Annotated in this window: 11 protein-coding genes and 1 rRNA gene; 7 read left to right on the forward strand and 5 right to left on the reverse strand. The window is 37.4% G+C overall.

The genetic code is table 11. The features are described from left to right. Positions 1–282 precede the first annotated feature (282 nt). Positions 283–398 (forward strand): 5S ribosomal RNA (gene rrf / locus N7Z68_RS23510). Between the two features lie 822 nt (positions 399–1,220). Here rrf and N7Z68_RS23515 read toward each other — a convergent pair. After that, positions 1,221–3,065 (reverse strand): SLC13 family permease, encoded by a 1,845-nt coding sequence (locus N7Z68_RS23515; RefSeq protein ID WP_275120869.1) that lies wholly within the window; start codon positions 3,063–3,065, stop codon positions 1,221–1,223. Between the two features lie 281 nt (positions 3,066–3,346). Beyond that, a complete protein-coding gene (locus tag N7Z68_RS23520; protein ID WP_275120870.1) occupies positions 3,347–4,843 on the reverse strand; it encodes a S8 family serine peptidase in 1,497 nt (498 codons plus the stop codon). A gap of 532 nt (positions 4,844–5,375) precedes the next feature. Between N7Z68_RS23520 and N7Z68_RS23525 the strand changes: the two genes are divergently transcribed. The 4 genes from N7Z68_RS23525 (at position 5,376) to N7Z68_RS23540 (ending at position 10,357) form a co-directional block, all read left to right on the forward strand. Beyond that, positions 5,376–6,281 carry a glycerophosphodiester phosphodiesterase gene (locus N7Z68_RS23525; protein WP_275120871.1) on the forward strand — a complete coding sequence of 302 codons (906 nt, stop codon included), beginning with the start codon at positions 5,376–5,378 and terminating at the stop codon, positions 6,279–6,281. 574 nt (positions 6,282–6,855) lie between these two features. Further along, positions 6,856–8,892 carry a molybdopterin oxidoreductase family protein gene (locus N7Z68_RS23530; RefSeq protein WP_275120872.1) on the forward strand — a complete coding sequence of 679 codons (2,037 nt, stop codon included), beginning with the start codon at positions 6,856–6,858 and terminating at the stop codon, positions 8,890–8,892. A gap of 122 nt (positions 8,893–9,014) precedes the next feature. Continuing rightward, a complete protein-coding gene (locus N7Z68_RS23535) occupies positions 9,015–9,269 on the forward strand; it encodes a hypothetical protein (RefSeq protein WP_275120873.1) in 255 nt (84 codons plus the stop codon). Between the two features lie 158 nt (positions 9,270–9,427). After that, positions 9,428–10,357, forward strand: coding sequence for a glycerophosphodiester phosphodiesterase family protein (locus tag N7Z68_RS23540; protein ID WP_275120874.1), 930 nt, complete (start codon positions 9,428–9,430; stop codon positions 10,355–10,357). Between the two features lie 75 nt (positions 10,358–10,432). Here the strand turns inward: N7Z68_RS23540 and N7Z68_RS23545 are convergent, their stop codons facing one another. Beyond that, positions 10,433–11,008, reverse strand: a complete 576-nt coding sequence (locus N7Z68_RS23545) for a GNAT family N-acetyltransferase (RefSeq protein WP_275120875.1) — start codon at positions 11,006–11,008, stop codon at positions 10,433–10,435. A 158-nt stretch (positions 11,009–11,166) separates the two neighbouring features. Then, a complete protein-coding gene (gene lipP1 / locus N7Z68_RS23550) occupies positions 11,167–12,096 on the reverse strand; it encodes a LipP1 family hormone-sensitive lipase (RefSeq protein ID WP_275120876.1) in 930 nt (309 codons plus the stop codon). A gap of 257 nt (positions 12,097–12,353) precedes the next feature. On the opposite strand from lipP1, the gene N7Z68_RS23555 reads away from it, so the two are divergent. Then, positions 12,354–13,361, forward strand: a complete 1,008-nt coding sequence (locus N7Z68_RS23555) for an NADP-dependent oxidoreductase (protein WP_275120877.1) — start codon at positions 12,354–12,356, stop codon at positions 13,359–13,361. Positions 13,362–13,426: 65 nt separating this feature from the next. After that, positions 13,427–14,416 (forward strand): NAD(P)H-dependent flavin oxidoreductase, encoded by a 990-nt coding sequence (locus N7Z68_RS23560; protein WP_275120878.1) that lies wholly within the window; start codon positions 13,427–13,429, stop codon positions 14,414–14,416. 114 nt (positions 14,417–14,530) lie between these two features. Here N7Z68_RS23560 and N7Z68_RS23565 read toward each other — a convergent pair whose 3' ends face one another. Beyond that, entirely contained in the window at positions 14,531–16,672 is a 2,142-nt protein-coding gene (locus N7Z68_RS23565) for a sigma 54-interacting transcriptional regulator (RefSeq protein ID WP_275120879.1), read from the reverse strand. Positions 16,673–16,800 lie beyond the last annotated feature (128 nt).

Here is a 16,800-nt window from a genome sequence, read left to right on the forward strand (position 1 = left end):
AGAAGGCGAAGTGGTAACTTCAACTGAAGAAGTGAAACGACACAAAAATCTAGGCATTGAAGCTAGACAATAATAAAGCGTTGAATTCATCTAGCCATTATCCAGTTTTGAGAGAACCACTCTCAATTTAATAAGGATTTATTAAAATCCAGTAAAATTGTTAGAAGCGAGAAGTTCGAGGTGACAAGCTCACGAGTAGCGGAATGTACGTTTAAAGGGTACATGAGCAACGCAAAGAGCGCAGTCAACGAAGAAATTCGAAGCTTATCACAATTTTAATAGTCTAGTGGCGATAGCGAAGAGGCCACACCCGTTCCCATGCCGAACACGGAAGTTAAGCTCTTCAGCGCCGATGGTAGTTGGGGGCTTCCCCCTGTGAGAGTAGGACGTCGCTAGGCAAAAAGCACAATCCAAATGGGTTGTGCTTTTTTAGTATGAAAAAAGGGTGAGTAAGCTTCAGGCGGTGAAGAGCTTTGGCTCGAAGAGGCAAATGCTTCGAAGGATCAGCCGATGGAAACATCATGTGAAAAGTTCGAAGCAAGGCATCAAGTCCCCCTGTGAGAGGAAACCTTTCTTTTCGTAGAACGACATGAGGGGCATCGAAGGTGAGGCTTCATGGACCACTTCCCCGTAGGAAAGAAAGGTTTAGAGGGACGTCGCTAGGCAAAAAGCACAATCCAAATGGGTAGTGCTTTTTTTAGATTCACTTTGTTTATCATTAGTTAAAATTTCTTTTCAAAGGGCTGAGTAGATACTCCTTTATGTATTAAGAGGACTGAGAAGCCCTTATTTATGTTCCAAATGCCCTTTTAATTTATTTTGCGGACTCACAGGCCCTTATTGCATGAAAATTCCGTGAATATCACATAATTTTATGTAAATAAGAGCCTCCCAGTCCTCATAAGTCTTTAAAACATTGGTTTATATAAAAATAAGAGCCTCTTAGTCCGTGAAACAATAGACGAACATTATAATACATGAAACGTCATCAGAAGCAAAAGTACTTAGTTAAGTACATAAGGGAATTTTTGCTTTAGAGTGCATTGTCAGAAAGTTCGAAGCGATGCATCGACTCCCAGCAAGAGGAAACCAAACGGGTTGCTCTTTTGTATAAAACGGATGAGTGAATGCGGTCGTGGGGAAGAGCGGAGAAGTGAAAAGGAAGGTCATGTTACGTTATTTGAATAGAAGACCTTCCTCTCACAACTAACCTTTTTATATCAAAAAGGAAAGAAAAACGGCAGCAACAAGACCGCAATTAAGCCGATGAGGAGTTGTAAAGGTATACCTACTCTTACGAAGTCAAGAAATGTATATTTCCCTGCGGCCATAACCATAGCGTTAGGAGGTGTAGCTACAGGTGTAGCAAATGCCATACTCGAAGAAAAGGCAACGGCCATTACCATAGGAAAAGGGCTCACTCCTAATTGTTCGGCTGTTAAAATAGCAACTGGAAATAACAAAACGGCTGTAGCAGTGTTACTAATAAATTGACTAAACACTGAAGTAATAGCATACAGACCTGCAAGGACAGCAATAGGTCCAATCGCTCCTAAACTTTGGATGAGGCCTTCAGACATAAAGGTTACCCCGCCTGTCTTTTCTAATGCTGTAGCCATTGGAAGCATACAGGCAATAAGAATGACAGTTTGCCAGTTAATAGCATGGTACGCCTGATCTGTTTGTCTCACACACCCTGTAAATACCATAAGTAAGGCAGCAACGACAATGGCGACAACTGCAGGAACCCATTCAAACACCATCGCAAGTAACATGAAAAATAGGATGACACCTGCAATCCTACTTTTTTTAGTAGTATTTGCTGGATCCGTATCCTCAGCAGACGATTTGAGTACAACGGTATCATTCTTTTCAGCGGAAAGAAGATTGATATCTTTCCACTTCCCATGAACGAGAATCGAATCTCCATAAAGCAATTTTTCGTCAGCAGTCGCCTTTTTGGCTGGTCTAAATTGATGCTTCATTGCTAATACCGATAATCCGTACTTTTCTCTAAAATTAACTTCCTTAATGGTCTGATTAAGTAATCTTGATTGTGGCGTTAGAATGACTTCAGCTAAATGAGAATCCTCAAGTTGATAGGCTTCTCCTTTATATAAAGTCATTCCGGTCTCATTACATAATTTTATAACGGCATCTTCTTCACCAAATATAAGAAAAGTATCTCCAGCTTCAACTACATAGCTAGGCTCTACCGTTATTCTTTGAGATTGTGTACGTCCCGCAAGGTTTAATAGGGAAGATGCCCCTTCTTTAATTAATTCTAGAACGGTAATATGATACGTACTTGGTAAGTGAAGCTGTTTGATCGTATGGCCTATGATGCTGCTTTCTTGAGGTACTTTCACAGAAAAAATGAAATTTGTTATTCCGTATTGATCAACTAGCTCAGCTGCATCAAACGTACCTGATGTACCATCTTTATTATCAACAGGTTTATCGAGCATTCTTCGCCCAATAAACCATAAATAAAGAATGCCTCCTAAGAGCATAATTAGTCCAATCGGTGTGAACGAGAAGAAGTTAAGTGCACCATATCCAGCATCATGCAAGCTCTGACTTGCGATTAAGTTTGGTGCTGTACCAATTAGTGTTAAAGCCCCGCCCATACTACTAGCAAAAGCTAGAGGAATTAAAAGCTTTCCAGGGTGAAGTTGCATTTGCCTGCACAAACTAACAACAATAGGCAGGAGAATAGCGACCGTTCCAGTATTACTTATAAAGCCGCTCAAAACAGCTACTAAAGCAAGCATAAAAATGGTTAGTTTCAATTCACTATTACCTGTACTTTTAACTAATAAATCTCCGGCTTTTTGAGCTAGTCCACTTTGAAAAACACCTGCTCCAACAATAAATAAAGCGGCAACCATGATGACTACGCTATTAGAAAAGCCAGCAAATGCTTCTGGTACATCAATTAAACCTGTTAATAATAAAGCTAAAAGAGAACTAATAGCAACTAAATCTGCTCTGAAACGTGGAATAAGAAAGCAGATGGTAGTTATGATTAAAATTAGAAAGACCAATTGCATATCTGTAATCATATTTGTATCCTTTCAACTGTGTCATCCAATAGAAATACACTTCTATTTCTAATAAGAATAAGAAGCTTAAACAGTTTAATAATTGCTAAGTATTTAAGTTACATCCAGCTATCATGGAACTCGCATTATTATTGTGTACATTAGACGAGATATTATAATTATAGAAACATGTAATATGTATTCATGTAAGAATCAGTTAGCTAATGATTGATTCCATAAAAAGAGGAAGGCAACGATATGCGCCTTCCTCTTTTACTAAATGTAATTATCTTAAAATGTAATTATCTTCTAATGTTTAATAAAGCACGTTCAGCGTTTACGATACCATGTCCATAAATCTCGTCATATCCTCTTTTACCAGCATCAACTGCTGTTTGTTGAAGACGAGTTTGTACTTGGTTTGGAGAAGGTTTTTTACCTGTTACCGCTAACTGTTGAGCGATGTACGCTGCTGCTACACCTGAAACTTGAGGAGCAGCCATTGAAGTACCACCCTTCCAACCATAGCCGTTACCAAATAAAGCTTTAGCTTCTGGACCACGGCCGGTGTTAAAGTTCATGTAAGTTGGAACTGCACTTAATACTAAGTATTTACTTCCACCAAGTCTATCTGGTCCTAAATCTCCACCAGGTGCACCTAAGTCAATCGCGCCATTTCCATAGTTAGAATAGAACGCTAAACGATCTTCCGTTCCAAAGCCACCACCAGTAGCGGAAACTGTAATTACCCCAGGCATTTGTGCTGGTACGAAGAATACAGCACCACGCGCTTCCCAACCGTCATTTCGGTTAGCATTTTGCCAATCTGCAACTTTTGCAGGGCTTTTTAAATCTTGTTCGGAGTTACCAGCAGAAGAGACAACTGTAGCTCCTTGGTTTACTGCGTAGCGAATGGCACGATTATAAGCAACATAGTCTGCAGCACTGTTTCCACCGCGAATTTTTTCACCAGTCTCGGGATCTGTGTAGAACCATTGACCAAGTAAACGTGTACCACCTAAGCTCATGTTGATTACATCAGCACCATCGTTAGCAGCTGCAATAATGGCATCAGTAATCCAAATTTGTTGTGCGCCACCTGTTGCACCAAACACGCGATAAGAACGTAATGTTACTCCTGGAGCCACACCTTTCATATTGCCGTCTGCTCCAATTGTACCAGCTACGTGAGTACCATGACTGTTATAATCCCAAGAGTCTGTTACACCTTCTGTACCAGGTACGAATGTTCTTGAACCTTCTAAATCTACATTATTTTTTAAATCTGGATGATCAAAGTCAAAACCACTATCAATAACGGCAACGACTACTTCATCAATATTATTTGTTAAAAGATCATGGCTAGCTCCATTATTCGTTACTTGCTCAATGTCCCATTGATAGCCAGACTCCCAAATGTTTTCAATTGGAGCTGCTGAAGCAACTTCTTCACTAGCAACCTCAAATTCAGGTAAATCAAGCGTTACTTCTTGAGAAGGTCCGATTGATAATACATGACGATTGTTCATCATTTCTTTTAGGAAAGTAGCAGGTGTATTTGTTGTAACCTCAATGACTCCAATTTGAGGAACCTCATAAGTAACTTCTCCACCAGCATTTGAAATGATTTGTTCTACGTTATTTGGTAGATTTTCAGATTTGAACACGACTAGTAAACGTTCCGAATTTGAATTAACCTCAGTTTTTCCATTTGCTAATGCACTAAAGCTAAATGAAGAGAGGACTAGTACAAGAGTAAGGAAACCGATAATAGATTTCTTGAGTGTGTTATGCATCATAAAACTCCTTCCTGTTACGTTTTTTTTAATAAAAGATTTGATCTATTACGTTTTCCTAAATAAAATTTAATTCTTACCTCCTTTTTCTCATCTATGTGTCAATGATAGAGTAACTAAAAAGGTATTTCGAATAGCGTAAGACCTAATTTTCAGAATAATTAATTAGATAGACGTTCCTATATCTTTTATTGAAAAAATGTTATTAATAGGTAAATTTTTATATATATAATTGAATAATTCGTAAAATTAGCTTAATTTTCGTAAAAAATATAACAGAATATTATTAGATTTTGAATTCTAGGAGTGGAGCGTCTTTAAATTCTATACCTAAGTCGTGATATTAAAGGAGTGTTTATATTGCGTTTATACAGACTAGTATCCAAATAAAGTGTATATACTAAGGAGAATTAATTATAGTAGATTAAGTCTATGTTCTCATTTGACTACTTCTCACTAATCTTTACAAAAATAGGGATTTATCTTAATACTTCTCTCTTATAGTAAATTTGTAAATATGAAGGGAGAGATTTAAATGAAAAAGTGGTTGAAAAGGTCAGCAATGTTAGTTGTAGGTTTAGGTTTGGTCACACAGTTATTTGGACCTAGTCAGTCGTTAGCGGCAAGTCAGTCAAGTTTTCCAGCTCCAGAACAAAAAATTGTAAACGTTGCTCATCGTGGAGCATCTGGACATGCTCCTGAACATACGATGCTTGCATACGAACTCGGTTTAAAAATGAAAGCAGATTACATTGAAATTGATCTGCAAATGACGAAAGACGGTACTTTAATTGCCATGCATGACACAACGGTTAATCGGACGACCAATGGAAAAGGGGCGGTAAAAGATTTAACAATTGAAGAAATTAAATCTCTAGATGCCGGTTCGTGGTTTAATACTAGAAACCCAGGGAAGGCCAAGGAAGAATATGTTGGACTTGAGGTGCCGACGTTAGAAGAGATTTTTCAGCGGTTCGGCAGAAGCACAAATTATTATATTGAGACAAAATCACCAGCTTTATATCCTGGAATGGAAGAAACGTTACTAGAGTTAATGGATGCCTACAAATTAACAGGTGTAAACGGTCGTTCAAGCAATGTTATTATTCAATCCTTTCATCCAGACAGCTTACTTATAATCAATGAAATGAACCCAAATATACCGCTTGTTCAACTTATTTCTACTCCCTTACTTGGAGAGGCAGCGGAAGCACAGTTAAATAGTATTAAACAATATGCGATTGGGGTGGGACCAAACTTAAATCGTATTAACCAAGATTATGTTGAGCGTGTTAGAAATAATGGTTTACACATTCACCCGTACACTGTGAACACAGAAGAAAATATGAGGAAAGCATTAGACTTGGGAGTGACGGGGATTTTTACAGATTATCCCGACCTATTTGATCAAGTCATTAAAGATTTTAAAAGAAAGAAATAACGTCGAAGAAGTAAAAGTGAATCAGAATACTAGTCGAAAAACAGGATAGTGGTAGAAAACGAAATAAGCCAGTTCACCCATACTTATGGTGGACTGGCTTTCTATTATAATTAAGGAGACTCATTTGTCTTTTTTTTCGTTTACACCTGTAAGTTAATTATCGTTATTTGACAGGTATTCTAAAATCCCTTCTAAATGAGCTGTTTTAAGAAGCAGTTTTTCGTGATCATATAAAATGAAACTAGATGATCGATAATTAATTGATTAGAATCGTCTGTTAGTACATCCGTATATGCCGATTGAAACTTCTCATTTGTCCAAACATTGAACTTATAATCATGAAAATTACATTTCAATTATATCCCAAATTTGGTATAGAGCTAGAAGAAAAATTATATACCATATCTATAGACAAAAAATTTTATTTCGATAATCTAAACTATTTCCATATGAATTAGATGCGATAGTGAAAAAAAAATGGTACTCTACTATTATGTCTTTATTTTACTTGAATATGATTTTCTTATAAAACTAGGTATAAAAAATAGATTAATGAGATGAAAGGGATATTTATATGGCCTATACAAAAGAGCAAAATGGTGTTTTTCCAGCAGTATGTCCACTTGACTGTCCTGATCAATGTGGTCTTCTGTTGCAAAAAAAAGACGGAAAAATTATTAAAGTTGCTGGTGATCCCGATCATCCAGTGACACAAGGAAACATTTGTAACAAAGTTCGTCATATGACCGACCGAATTTATGACCCGAAACGATTAGAGTATCCTCTAAAGCGAGTAGGTCGTAAAGGGGAAGGGAAGTTTGAACGAATTAGCTGGGAAGAGGCAATTAAAGCAATTAAGGATCGCTGGACTCATCTGATTGATAGTGAAGGCCCTGAAAGCATTCTTCCTTATGGGTTTTATGGAAACATGGGAAGAATTAGTGCGGAAGGAATGGACCGCCGCTTTTTCAATCGATTAGGTGTAAGTATTCAGGATCAAACGATTTGTTCGGCAGCTGGATCCAAAGGGTATAGTTATACAATGGGTGGTAGCTTCGGGACTGATCCTGAGGAGACGATCGATACGAAATTATTTATTTTCTGGGGTGTAAATGCAGTTAGTACGAATATGCATCAAGTGGCACTCGCACAGAAGGCAAGAAAAAATGGAGCGAAAATCGTCGTAATAGATGTGCATAAAAATCAAACAGGGCGCTTAGCCGACTGGTTCATTCCCATTTTACCTGGTACCGACGGGGCACTGGCGCTAGGAATTATGCATATTTTATATTCTGAGAACATGATTGATGATGAGTTTTTAAAGAATTATACAGTAGGATACAAAGAATTAGGAAATCACGTAGAGAAGTACGACCCTAACACGGTATCTAGTATTACTGGAGTTCCTGTTGAGGATATATATAAACTTGCACGAATGTATGGTCAGACGTCCCCTTCGTTTATCCGGATCGGAAACGGTTTACAGCATCATGATAACGGGGGGATGGCGGTTCGGACAATTGCGTGTCTGCCTGCCTTAACTGGACAATGGGTGGTAAGAGGTGGCGGTGCAATTAAAGGAAATGGTGCCTTTTTAAATCATAATGTAAAAGCTCTCCAACGCCCTGAACTAAGACAGAATAAAAACGCTCGTGTTATTAATATGAACTTGATCGGGCAAGCATTATTGGAGACGAACCAACCAATTCGATCTATGTATGTTTATAACAGTAATCCTGCAGTAGTTACACCAGAAGGGAATAAAGTTCGTCAAGGGTTGGTAAGAGATGATTTATTTTTAATTGTTCATGACTTGTTTTTAACAGAGACGGCGATGTATGCAGATATTGTATTACCAGCGACTTCTTCGTTTGAGAATACAGATTTTTATACGTCATATTGGCACCATTATATGCAAATCCAGCAGCCTGTTATCGCACCGTACGGGGAAAGTAAATCAAATCCTGATGTGTTTCGATTATTCGCTAAGGCTTTTGGGTTTCAAGAGGAAGCATTCAAGGATACAGATGAACAATTAATTCGTCAGTCAATTGACGATGTAGATAATCCGTACGTAAAGGACATCAACTATGAATTACTTATTGAAAAACAATATGTAAAGGCAGATAGAAGAATTAATTTATTAAATAATCTTCCAACACCAAGTGGAAAAATTGAACTGTATTCCGAACAAATGGAACGAGATGGATATCCAGGACTGCCAACGTATACGCCAATTGTAAATGATGGTGATTTGCCATTTTTATTTATTCCAGCACCGAATCATAACTTTTTAAATTCAACGTTTTCCAACAATGAAAAGCATATTTCTTTAGAAAAATATCCACGATTGCATTTGAATAGCAAAGATGCAGAAAAACGCTCCATTGAAGATGGTGATACTGTTCGAGTTTGGAATGACCGTGGCGAATGCGAACTGATTGCATCAGTTGGAGAAAATGTTTTACCAGGTGTAGTCGTTAGTCAGGGATTATGGGCTGATTTGCCAGGAAAAAAATACTTCGTTAATTCACTCGCACCCGATCGAGTAGCAGACATGGGTGGGGGAGCAACATTTTTCTCTGGACGCGTAGACATCGAGAAAATATAAAATCTTTGAGTAAGAGAGCATCTTTAATGTAGATGCTCTTTTACTCTGTTCTTGAAAAGGTTGAATAGAATGGCATTACAGATTGATACTAACAATTAAAAACCTTTGGAAAGGAGAACTATATGAATAAGGAAGAACTAAAAGAAGCAATGAAGGACAAAATTGCCAATGTAAGAAGCGGTAAGGTGGAAAGCGAGACTTTTAATATTAGTAGACCTCCTGAAGATTTTGGCGATGCAGTTGAACTCTTTTATAATGAGCAAGAAAAATGTTTTAAAGCTGTCGTTTTTGACCCGCAAACAAATACCATTTTTAGTGAAGAAATGATGGAAGATGAAAACGAAGTCAGTTCGTTTATTGTAAAGACAGTAAAATGATAATGATTTTTTACGTAGCGCCAATCGTGCTGCGTATTTTTTTATGTGGCGAATTAAACATGAAAAATTAATTAATATTATCTTAATAAAGAAATTAAAGGGAAGAAACAACTAGAGGCGAATTCATAATAGTAATTATATATGAGAGGAAGAGACGTATGGCGAATATAGCAACAAATCAACAGAAGAAGCGACGTTGGTTATCTGTAATGATTACAATTATTGTAGTAATCATAGGTGTGTGGATGATTCTAAATTTTTTACCTGTACAAGAACGAGCAGCGAAGCCATTTTTTGAAAGTGAGCGACCAATGGTGATTGCACATCAAGGTGGAGAGCATTTGGCGCCTTCTAATACAATCGTGGCATTTGAACAGGCTAGGCAATTAGGTGTGGACGTCATCGAGTTCGATGTCCATATTACGAAAGATGAACAACTTGTTGCTATTCACGATTCAACGGTTGATCGTACAACGGATGGTGAGGGGAGTGTGGCTGAACTCACTTTAGAAGAAATTCAACAGCTTGATGCAGGATATTACTTCCAAGACCTAGATGGTGAATACAGTTTTAGAGGAAAAGGGATAACGATACCTACAGTAGAAGAAATTTTTGACAACTTTTCTGAAATGAAGATGGTTATCGAGTTGAAAGCAACAAACCCACCAAGTAGTCATCAGGTAATGAGCGAATTGTTATGGGAACTTCTTCAACGGTATGAGCTTGAGGAACGTGTATTAATTGCCTCATTTGATCACTCTATTATTGAAGCGTTCGATGAGTTGGCAGATGGAAGAGTAGCAATAAGTGGAGGCCGAGAAGAGATTACTAACTTTGTAGTTTTTAATAAGTTGTTTTTGAACGGACTCTATAGACCGAATGTAGATGCCGTACAAATTCCAACAGAAGAAAGCATCTTTGACTTAACCAGCTCCAGATTGATTAAAGCAGCGCATCGAAAAGGAATGGAAGTTCATTACTGGACAATCAATGATGAAGAAACGATGAAACTGCTGCTAGATCAAGGGGCAGATGGTATTATCACAGATCGACCTGATTTATTATTAAATCTGTTAGAAAACCAATAATCGCTATGTGAAATGTGTAAAAAGTACCTGGCACCAAGTATTATGGGTGCCAGGTACCACTTTTTATTATGTACATTAAACAGACGTTTGTCTTGAAGTGAATTCAGACTTTAACAAAGAGAATACGACCGTGTCATGGTATTGAGTCCCGTCGAAATCGGTTTGTCTTAATGTACCTTCTCTTTTAAATCCATAATTCATTAGTAATTTTTCAGAGCCTTTATTTTTGGCAAAGATGTCCCCAACGATGCGGTTTAATCCTAGTGTATTGAAGCCATACGGGAGCACACTTGCTAGTATTTCTGACATCACACCGCGCCTTTGGAAGTCTCTCCGAATAACAACACCCATCTCCGTTTTCTTATGCCACAAGTTTAACTTATGAAAGCGAAACATTCCAACGATTTCATCACTTTGTTTGTGAATGATTACCCAAGGAATTTCTTTTTCTTCTCTAAAATTCTCAAGGCTTGTTTCAATGGTTGCCTGGAGCTCATGTTCTGATTTTACGGGGTGTGGCGTTATAAACTTCATCGTTTCGGAGTTACTCATAAATGCAAATAAGTCAGTAACGTCTTCATTAGTCATTCCTCGAAGGAAGTAGTTTTCCGTTTCTAGCGTCGGGATCTCGCTTAAAGTACGTTCGGTCATTTTACCCCTCAATTCTATGATTTTTTAAAGTTATATATACAATTTATATTCGGAATAAAACTAATGTATTTTAGAAAAACAATAATGGAATATTTCTGAAGAGAAATTGCTTGGCGTAACATCTGATAATCTAAGAAAGTTAAATAGTTCTTACGATATCAAGAAGAAAGAGCTTTCTTTAAAGCACTACCAATCTGATCAATCGCATGTTTTCCTTGATCTATAATGCCTGCCATCCAGAAGAAACCGTGTATCATTCCATCATACCTTGTGACTTCAACTGGAATGCCGGATTCTTTAAGTCGGTTAGCATAGGCTTCACCTTCATCACGTAGCGGGTCATACTGTGCTGTAATTACTAAAGCAGGCGGTAAACCTGTCAAATCTTCTGCTAGAAGGGGCGAAGCGTAAGGTAATTCCTTTTCATTTTCCCTTATATACTGTTGAGCGAACCAGTCCATCGCTCCTTTGGTTAAAAAGTATCCTTCACCATTTTCGCGATGGGATAATGTATTATTAGCGAAGTTAGTGGCTGGGTAGATGAGTACTTGAAAAGAAATAGTGGGACCACCTCGCTCTTTAGCCATCAATGTTACAACAGCAGCTAAATTTCCACCTGCACTATCCCCACCTACCGCAATCCGACTTGGGTCACCGTTATAACGGGTAATATTTTCGGCTACCCATTTAGTAGCGGTATAACAATCCTCAGTTGCCGTAGGAAAGCGATGTTCAGGGGCAAGCCGGTAATCGACAGAAACGACTATGGCTTCCGCGCGATTTGTTACAGCTCTTAGTGGTGGATCAACCACTTCTATATCTCCAATAACCCAACCGCCACCATGAAAATATATGAAGACAGGGAATGGACCGTCGCCTTCAGGTGTATAAATACGAATGTTAATTTCACCGCCGTCAACAGGAACAGAAGTGTTTTCTAGTTTAGCTACTTGTTCAGGAATTCCACCTAAAAATTTAAACTTTTGAGCGTTTGCGCGATTTTCCTCCACGGAAAGTTCATTTACAGGTGGAGTTTTTGCAGTGGCCAGTTGGTCTAAAAAGAATTTGGCTTGCGAATCTAATGTCATCTTCAATTCCTCCAATTTATATATTAGTGTACGATTTTAAAAAATATGTAAAAATAAATAATCTAGTATTATAAACGAGAAAAATGATACGGAAAAATATTCTTCTCGAATAATTCTTATTACCTATATTGAACCACACTTTATTGGAAAATTCTAAAAAAATCTTGATTTTTTCAAGGAGTTTTCAAAGAAATATAGAATTTAATAAAGATAGAAAGCAAAGTATAGATTATTATTTCAAAAAAGAGGGTGAGAACGTGGCAAGTAGAAACAGACAAATTTTACTAGCACAACGACCAAATGGATTACCAGATCAATCAACATATAGCTTTGTAGAAACGGAGATTCCTTCATTAGAACCAAATGAAGTTCTCGTAAAAGCTCAATATTTATCGGTAGATCCTTATATGCGAGGAAAGATGAGTGATGCGAAATCATATACAGCGCCATTTGAACTGAACAAACCTCTCCAAGGTGGAGTAGTTGGTACTGTAATTGAATCAAAACATACTAAATTTAACCCAGGTGATACCGTAACGGGACTCCTTGATTGGGCAGATTATACGGCTATTGATGGGAATCAAATTCGAAAAATAGATCCTAATCGCGCGCCTATTACCACTGCTCTTTATGTTACAGGAATGCCAGGTTTAACAGCGTACTTTGGATTACTCAATATTGGTCAACCAAAAGAAGGAGAAACTGTTGTAGTTTCTGGTGCAGCTGGAGCTGTCGGTATGATCGTGGGTCAAATTGCTAAGATCAAAGGATGTCGTGTTGTTGGTATCGCTGGTTCTGATGAAAAAAATGCGTATTTAACAGAGGAATTAGGCTTTGATGCGGCTATTAATTATAAAACGACTGATAACATTCGCAAAGCATTAAAAGAAGCCTGTCCGAATGGAATTGATGTGTACTTTGATAACGTAGGCGGGGAAATTTCAGATGCTGTATTCTCACTATTAAATTTTCACGCTCGTATCGCACTTTGTGGTCAAATTGCACACTACAATGATACACAAATTGAAATGGGCCCGCGTTTCTTAGGGAATTTCCTAAAGCGAAGTGTTCTGCTAAAAGGATTTATCGTTTCAGACTATGCAGATCAATATAGAGAAGGCGTTAGTGATTTAGCAAAATGGTTAAGTGAAGGCAAAATTAAATATAAGGAAAATATCGTTGAAGGATTAGAGAATGCACCAGATGCGTTTCTAGGATTATTTAGAGGTGATAACCTCGGTAAGCAACTCGTTAAAATCAGTTAGTTTCTAAGTGATTTTAATTATTGCAAATTAGATAAATAAACTATGAAGTGTGAGGATGATTAAGAATGTCAAGTCTACTACCTGTAAATATTACAGAACAAGTCGAGTTGCCAGTCATAGCCGCACCGATGTTTTTAGTTTCCGGGCCGGAAATGGTCATAGAAGGGTGTAAAGCTGGAATTATTGGGACATTCCCATTATTAAATGCTCGTACTGGAGAAATATTAGAAGACTGGATGAATCAAATCAATGCAGAGTTAGACCAAGCAAGAAAAGAAGAGCCAAACCGAAAAATTGCCCCGTGGGGAGTTAATCTCATTATTCACCGTTCCAATAAACGATTTGAAACGGATTTAGAATTATTAAAGAAATATCAGCCACCAATTGTTATTACTTCACTAGGAAACCCTGCTGAAGTAGTGAAAGTTGTTCATGAATATGGTGGTCTTGTGTTTTCAGATGTTATTTCCACGAAACATGCCAAGAAAGCAGCAACTTGTGGGGTTGACGGGTTAATTCTTGTTTGTAATCGAGCAGGAGGGCATGGCGGTACGATTAACCCAGTTGCCTTTGTAGCTGAGGTCAAGCAATTTTGGAATGGAATTACGATCTTAGCAGGTTGTCTCTCGAGCGGAAGAGATGTACTTGCGGCACAAGTACTTGGAGCAGATTTCGCTTATATGGGTACTCGTTTTATTGCTACAACAGAAGCAATGGCGAGTGAAGGGTATAAGGAAATGTTAGTAGAATCAGATGTGGATGATATTCTTTATACCGATGCAATTAGCGGAGTTAATGCAAACTTCCTTATTCCTAGTCTACAAAAAGCCGGTCTTGATCTAGATAATTTACAAAGACCTGATAAAATAGATGTAGCTCACGCTGATCACCATGAAAACGAAGCAAAAGCATGGAAGGATGTATGGTCAGCTGGACAAGGAGTTGGAGCGATTAAGAACGTTCAACCGATTGCAGAAGTTGTTCGTGAAATGAAAGAAGAGTACCAGCAAGCGGTACAGATGGTAACTAGCAATTCGTCAATTTCAAAAGTTTAAAGTAAAAATGAGTTTTCAAAGTAGAGTTATTTTTAACTCTACTTTTTTCTCATATTTTTGGTTTGCTGGATTATAATTAAAGCGCTTTCATAACCCGGCAAACCAACTTAACGTTTAATAAGAAGTTGTGAAATTGAGTTCCTCTTTAATATTATACTTTTTAATTTTTTGATAGAGTGTGGTTCTACTTACACCTAACAATCTTGCTGCTTTTGTACGGTTACCTTCACATTGTAGGAGGGCTTGAATGATTACTTGTTTTTCGGTTTGGTCCATTGAGCGTTGTCGGTTAATTGGTAAGTCAGCTTCATTTTTGGGTAGGGAAGCCACAGGTTCTGCTAATACATCACAACTGTCCAGGATCTCTTTAGGAAGATGGTGCACTTCAATTTTTGTTTTTTGACAGTAATGATAGGCACGTTCAAGAACATTTTCTAATTGTCTAATATTACCTGGCCAATGATAATTTTGAAAAACTTGAATGACTTTTGGGGTAACACCGAAGATTTTTTTATTTGTTTTGAGGTTAATCTTCTTAACAAAATGATTACAAAGGATAGGTATATCATCGATGCGATCCCGTAAAGAAGGAATATTTAAGTGAATGACATGAATCCGGTAGTAAAGATCTTCTCTGAATTTACCTTCTTTTACAAGGGTTACAAGGTCTTTATTCGTTGCCGAAATAATACGAACGGCTACTTTCGTCGTTTTCGTTGCTCCAATTCTTTCAAACTCTTGTTCCTGTAAAACTCTTAATAGCTTTACTTGTAGAGCTAAAGGCATATCGCCAATCTCATCTAAAAATAAAGTTCCATTATGAGCTAATTCAAATTTTCCTGGTTTCCCACCTTTTTTAGCACCAGTGAAAGCTCCTTCCACATAACCAAAGAATTCCGACTCTAATAGTTCCTCTGGAATAGCAGCACAATTGACTTTAATAAAAGCGCCTTCTCTTCCCGAAGCAGTATGAATACCTTCAGCGATAAGCTCTTTTCCTGTCCCGCTTTCACCAGTTATTAATATTGTTGAAAATGATTTTGCAGCTATCGTGGCTTCTTTTTTGAATTTTTGCATTGCATCATTATTTGTAATTACATGGGCAAAAGGATCGTTTTCTTTTGAAATTCGGATTAATTCTCCGCGGTAGAAGGAAATCTCATGTTCTAAATGTTCCATGTGTAAAAGCATATCTTTCCAAGCATCTAGTTGACGGAAAATTATCTTAAAGATGGCACCTAATTTTTGGCCGTTTTGATAAATGGGCATTTGAGCTACTATACAGTTTTTATGATTTATATTGATGAGTTCGCCTTCGTTTTTTTTATTCAGGGTTAGACTTTGATGTGAGGGAATTTGTTGTGCAATTTCTGTAATGGGGAAACCGATAATTTCATTTTGTTTTTCGAAGTGTAATAAGTCTAGAAAGCCCTGGTTTGACAGGGTAATAACTCCATTATTGTCGGTTACGACGACACCGTCATAGGCCAATTCAAGGGCACTATCTAATATTTTTTTCAATTTGATTGTTGTTTCTAATTCATTAGCAATACTTTCATATGAAGTGACATCTCTTAGCACTACCATGGCACCAGATATTTGGTTAAATTCCCGAATAGGGATAAAAGAGGCAATAACTGTTAACTCACGATAACGAATTCGCTTAGCTTCTTGAATTTCTCCCGTCTTCAATGTTTCTATTAACCATTTTTTAAATGGAGGCAACACTCGGTCTATGGATGTGCCATTTAATGTGTTCTTATTTAGACCTAGTAATGATAAAGATGTTTTATTGAACATTGTAATCTTGAGAGAAGGATCTACTAATATAACTGCATCCTGTAAATTTTCTATAAGAGATGTCAATCTATTCAGCGTATTTTCAAGGGCTGTCATGTGGGAGGTAACAAGGTCAGACTTTGACATAATGCCATATATCTTTCCTGTCTCGTCGAGAACAACAGCTTGACTGACATTTCCTGCAATCATAATCTCTCTAGCTTCTGTTAAATGCTGATCTTTATTAATGGTGACGACACTTTCATTGATGAACGGTTGGATAGAGTCATCCATTGAAAAATCTTGTAACAATGCACGATGGATTGAATGCTTATGTACGATGCCCACTAGTTTACTTTCTCTCGTGATACAACCGATATCTACTCGATGATGAAGAAAAGCAGCAATTGTTTCGCGAATTGTGCTTTCAGGAGATAGATTAATATAATCAACGGTTGTAAAGTTTTTTACGATCAATAAGACCACCCCTAAAAACAGAAAATTCAGTAATATTAATATACTTATGATTATAGCAATACTGAGAAAAAATTACAATAAACTGTTGTTCATTTAAGTGAACAGTTGTTAAGTAATTGTTCACTCAA

The sequence above is a fragment of the Alkalihalobacterium chitinilyticum genome, from assembly GCF_029028005.1.
Classification (GTDB): Bacteria; Bacillota; Bacilli; order Bacillales; family Bacillaceae_F; genus Alkalihalobacterium; species Alkalihalobacterium chitinilyticum.

Coding starts and splice junctions, on each gene's coding strand:
- lipP1 (WP_275120876.1), bottom strand. CDS start 12,096: ATGACATTAGATTCGCAAGCCAAATTCTTTTTAGACCAACTGGCCACT.
- N7Z68_RS23545 (WP_275120875.1), bottom strand. CDS start 11,008: ATGACCGAACGTACTTTAAGCGAGATCCCGACGCTAGAAACGGAAAAC.
- N7Z68_RS23535 (WP_275120873.1), top strand. CDS start 9,015: ATGAATAAGGAAGAACTAAAAGAAGCAATGAAGGACAAAATTGCCAAT.
- N7Z68_RS23515 (WP_275120869.1), bottom strand. CDS start 3,065: ATGATTACAGATATGCAATTGGTCTTTCTAATTTTAATCATAACTACC.
- N7Z68_RS23560 (WP_275120878.1), top strand. CDS start 13,427: ATGTCAAGTCTACTACCTGTAAATATTACAGAACAAGTCGAGTTGCCA.
- N7Z68_RS23525 (WP_275120871.1), top strand. CDS start 5,376: ATGAAAAAGTGGTTGAAAAGGTCAGCAATGTTAGTTGTAGGTTTAGGT.
- N7Z68_RS23530 (WP_275120872.1), top strand. CDS start 6,856: ATGGCCTATACAAAAGAGCAAAATGGTGTTTTTCCAGCAGTATGTCCA.
- N7Z68_RS23540 (WP_275120874.1), top strand. CDS start 9,428: ATGGCGAATATAGCAACAAATCAACAGAAGAAGCGACGTTGGTTATCT.
- N7Z68_RS23520 (WP_275120870.1), bottom strand. CDS start 4,843: ATGATGCATAACACACTCAAGAAATCTATTATCGGTTTCCTTACTCTT.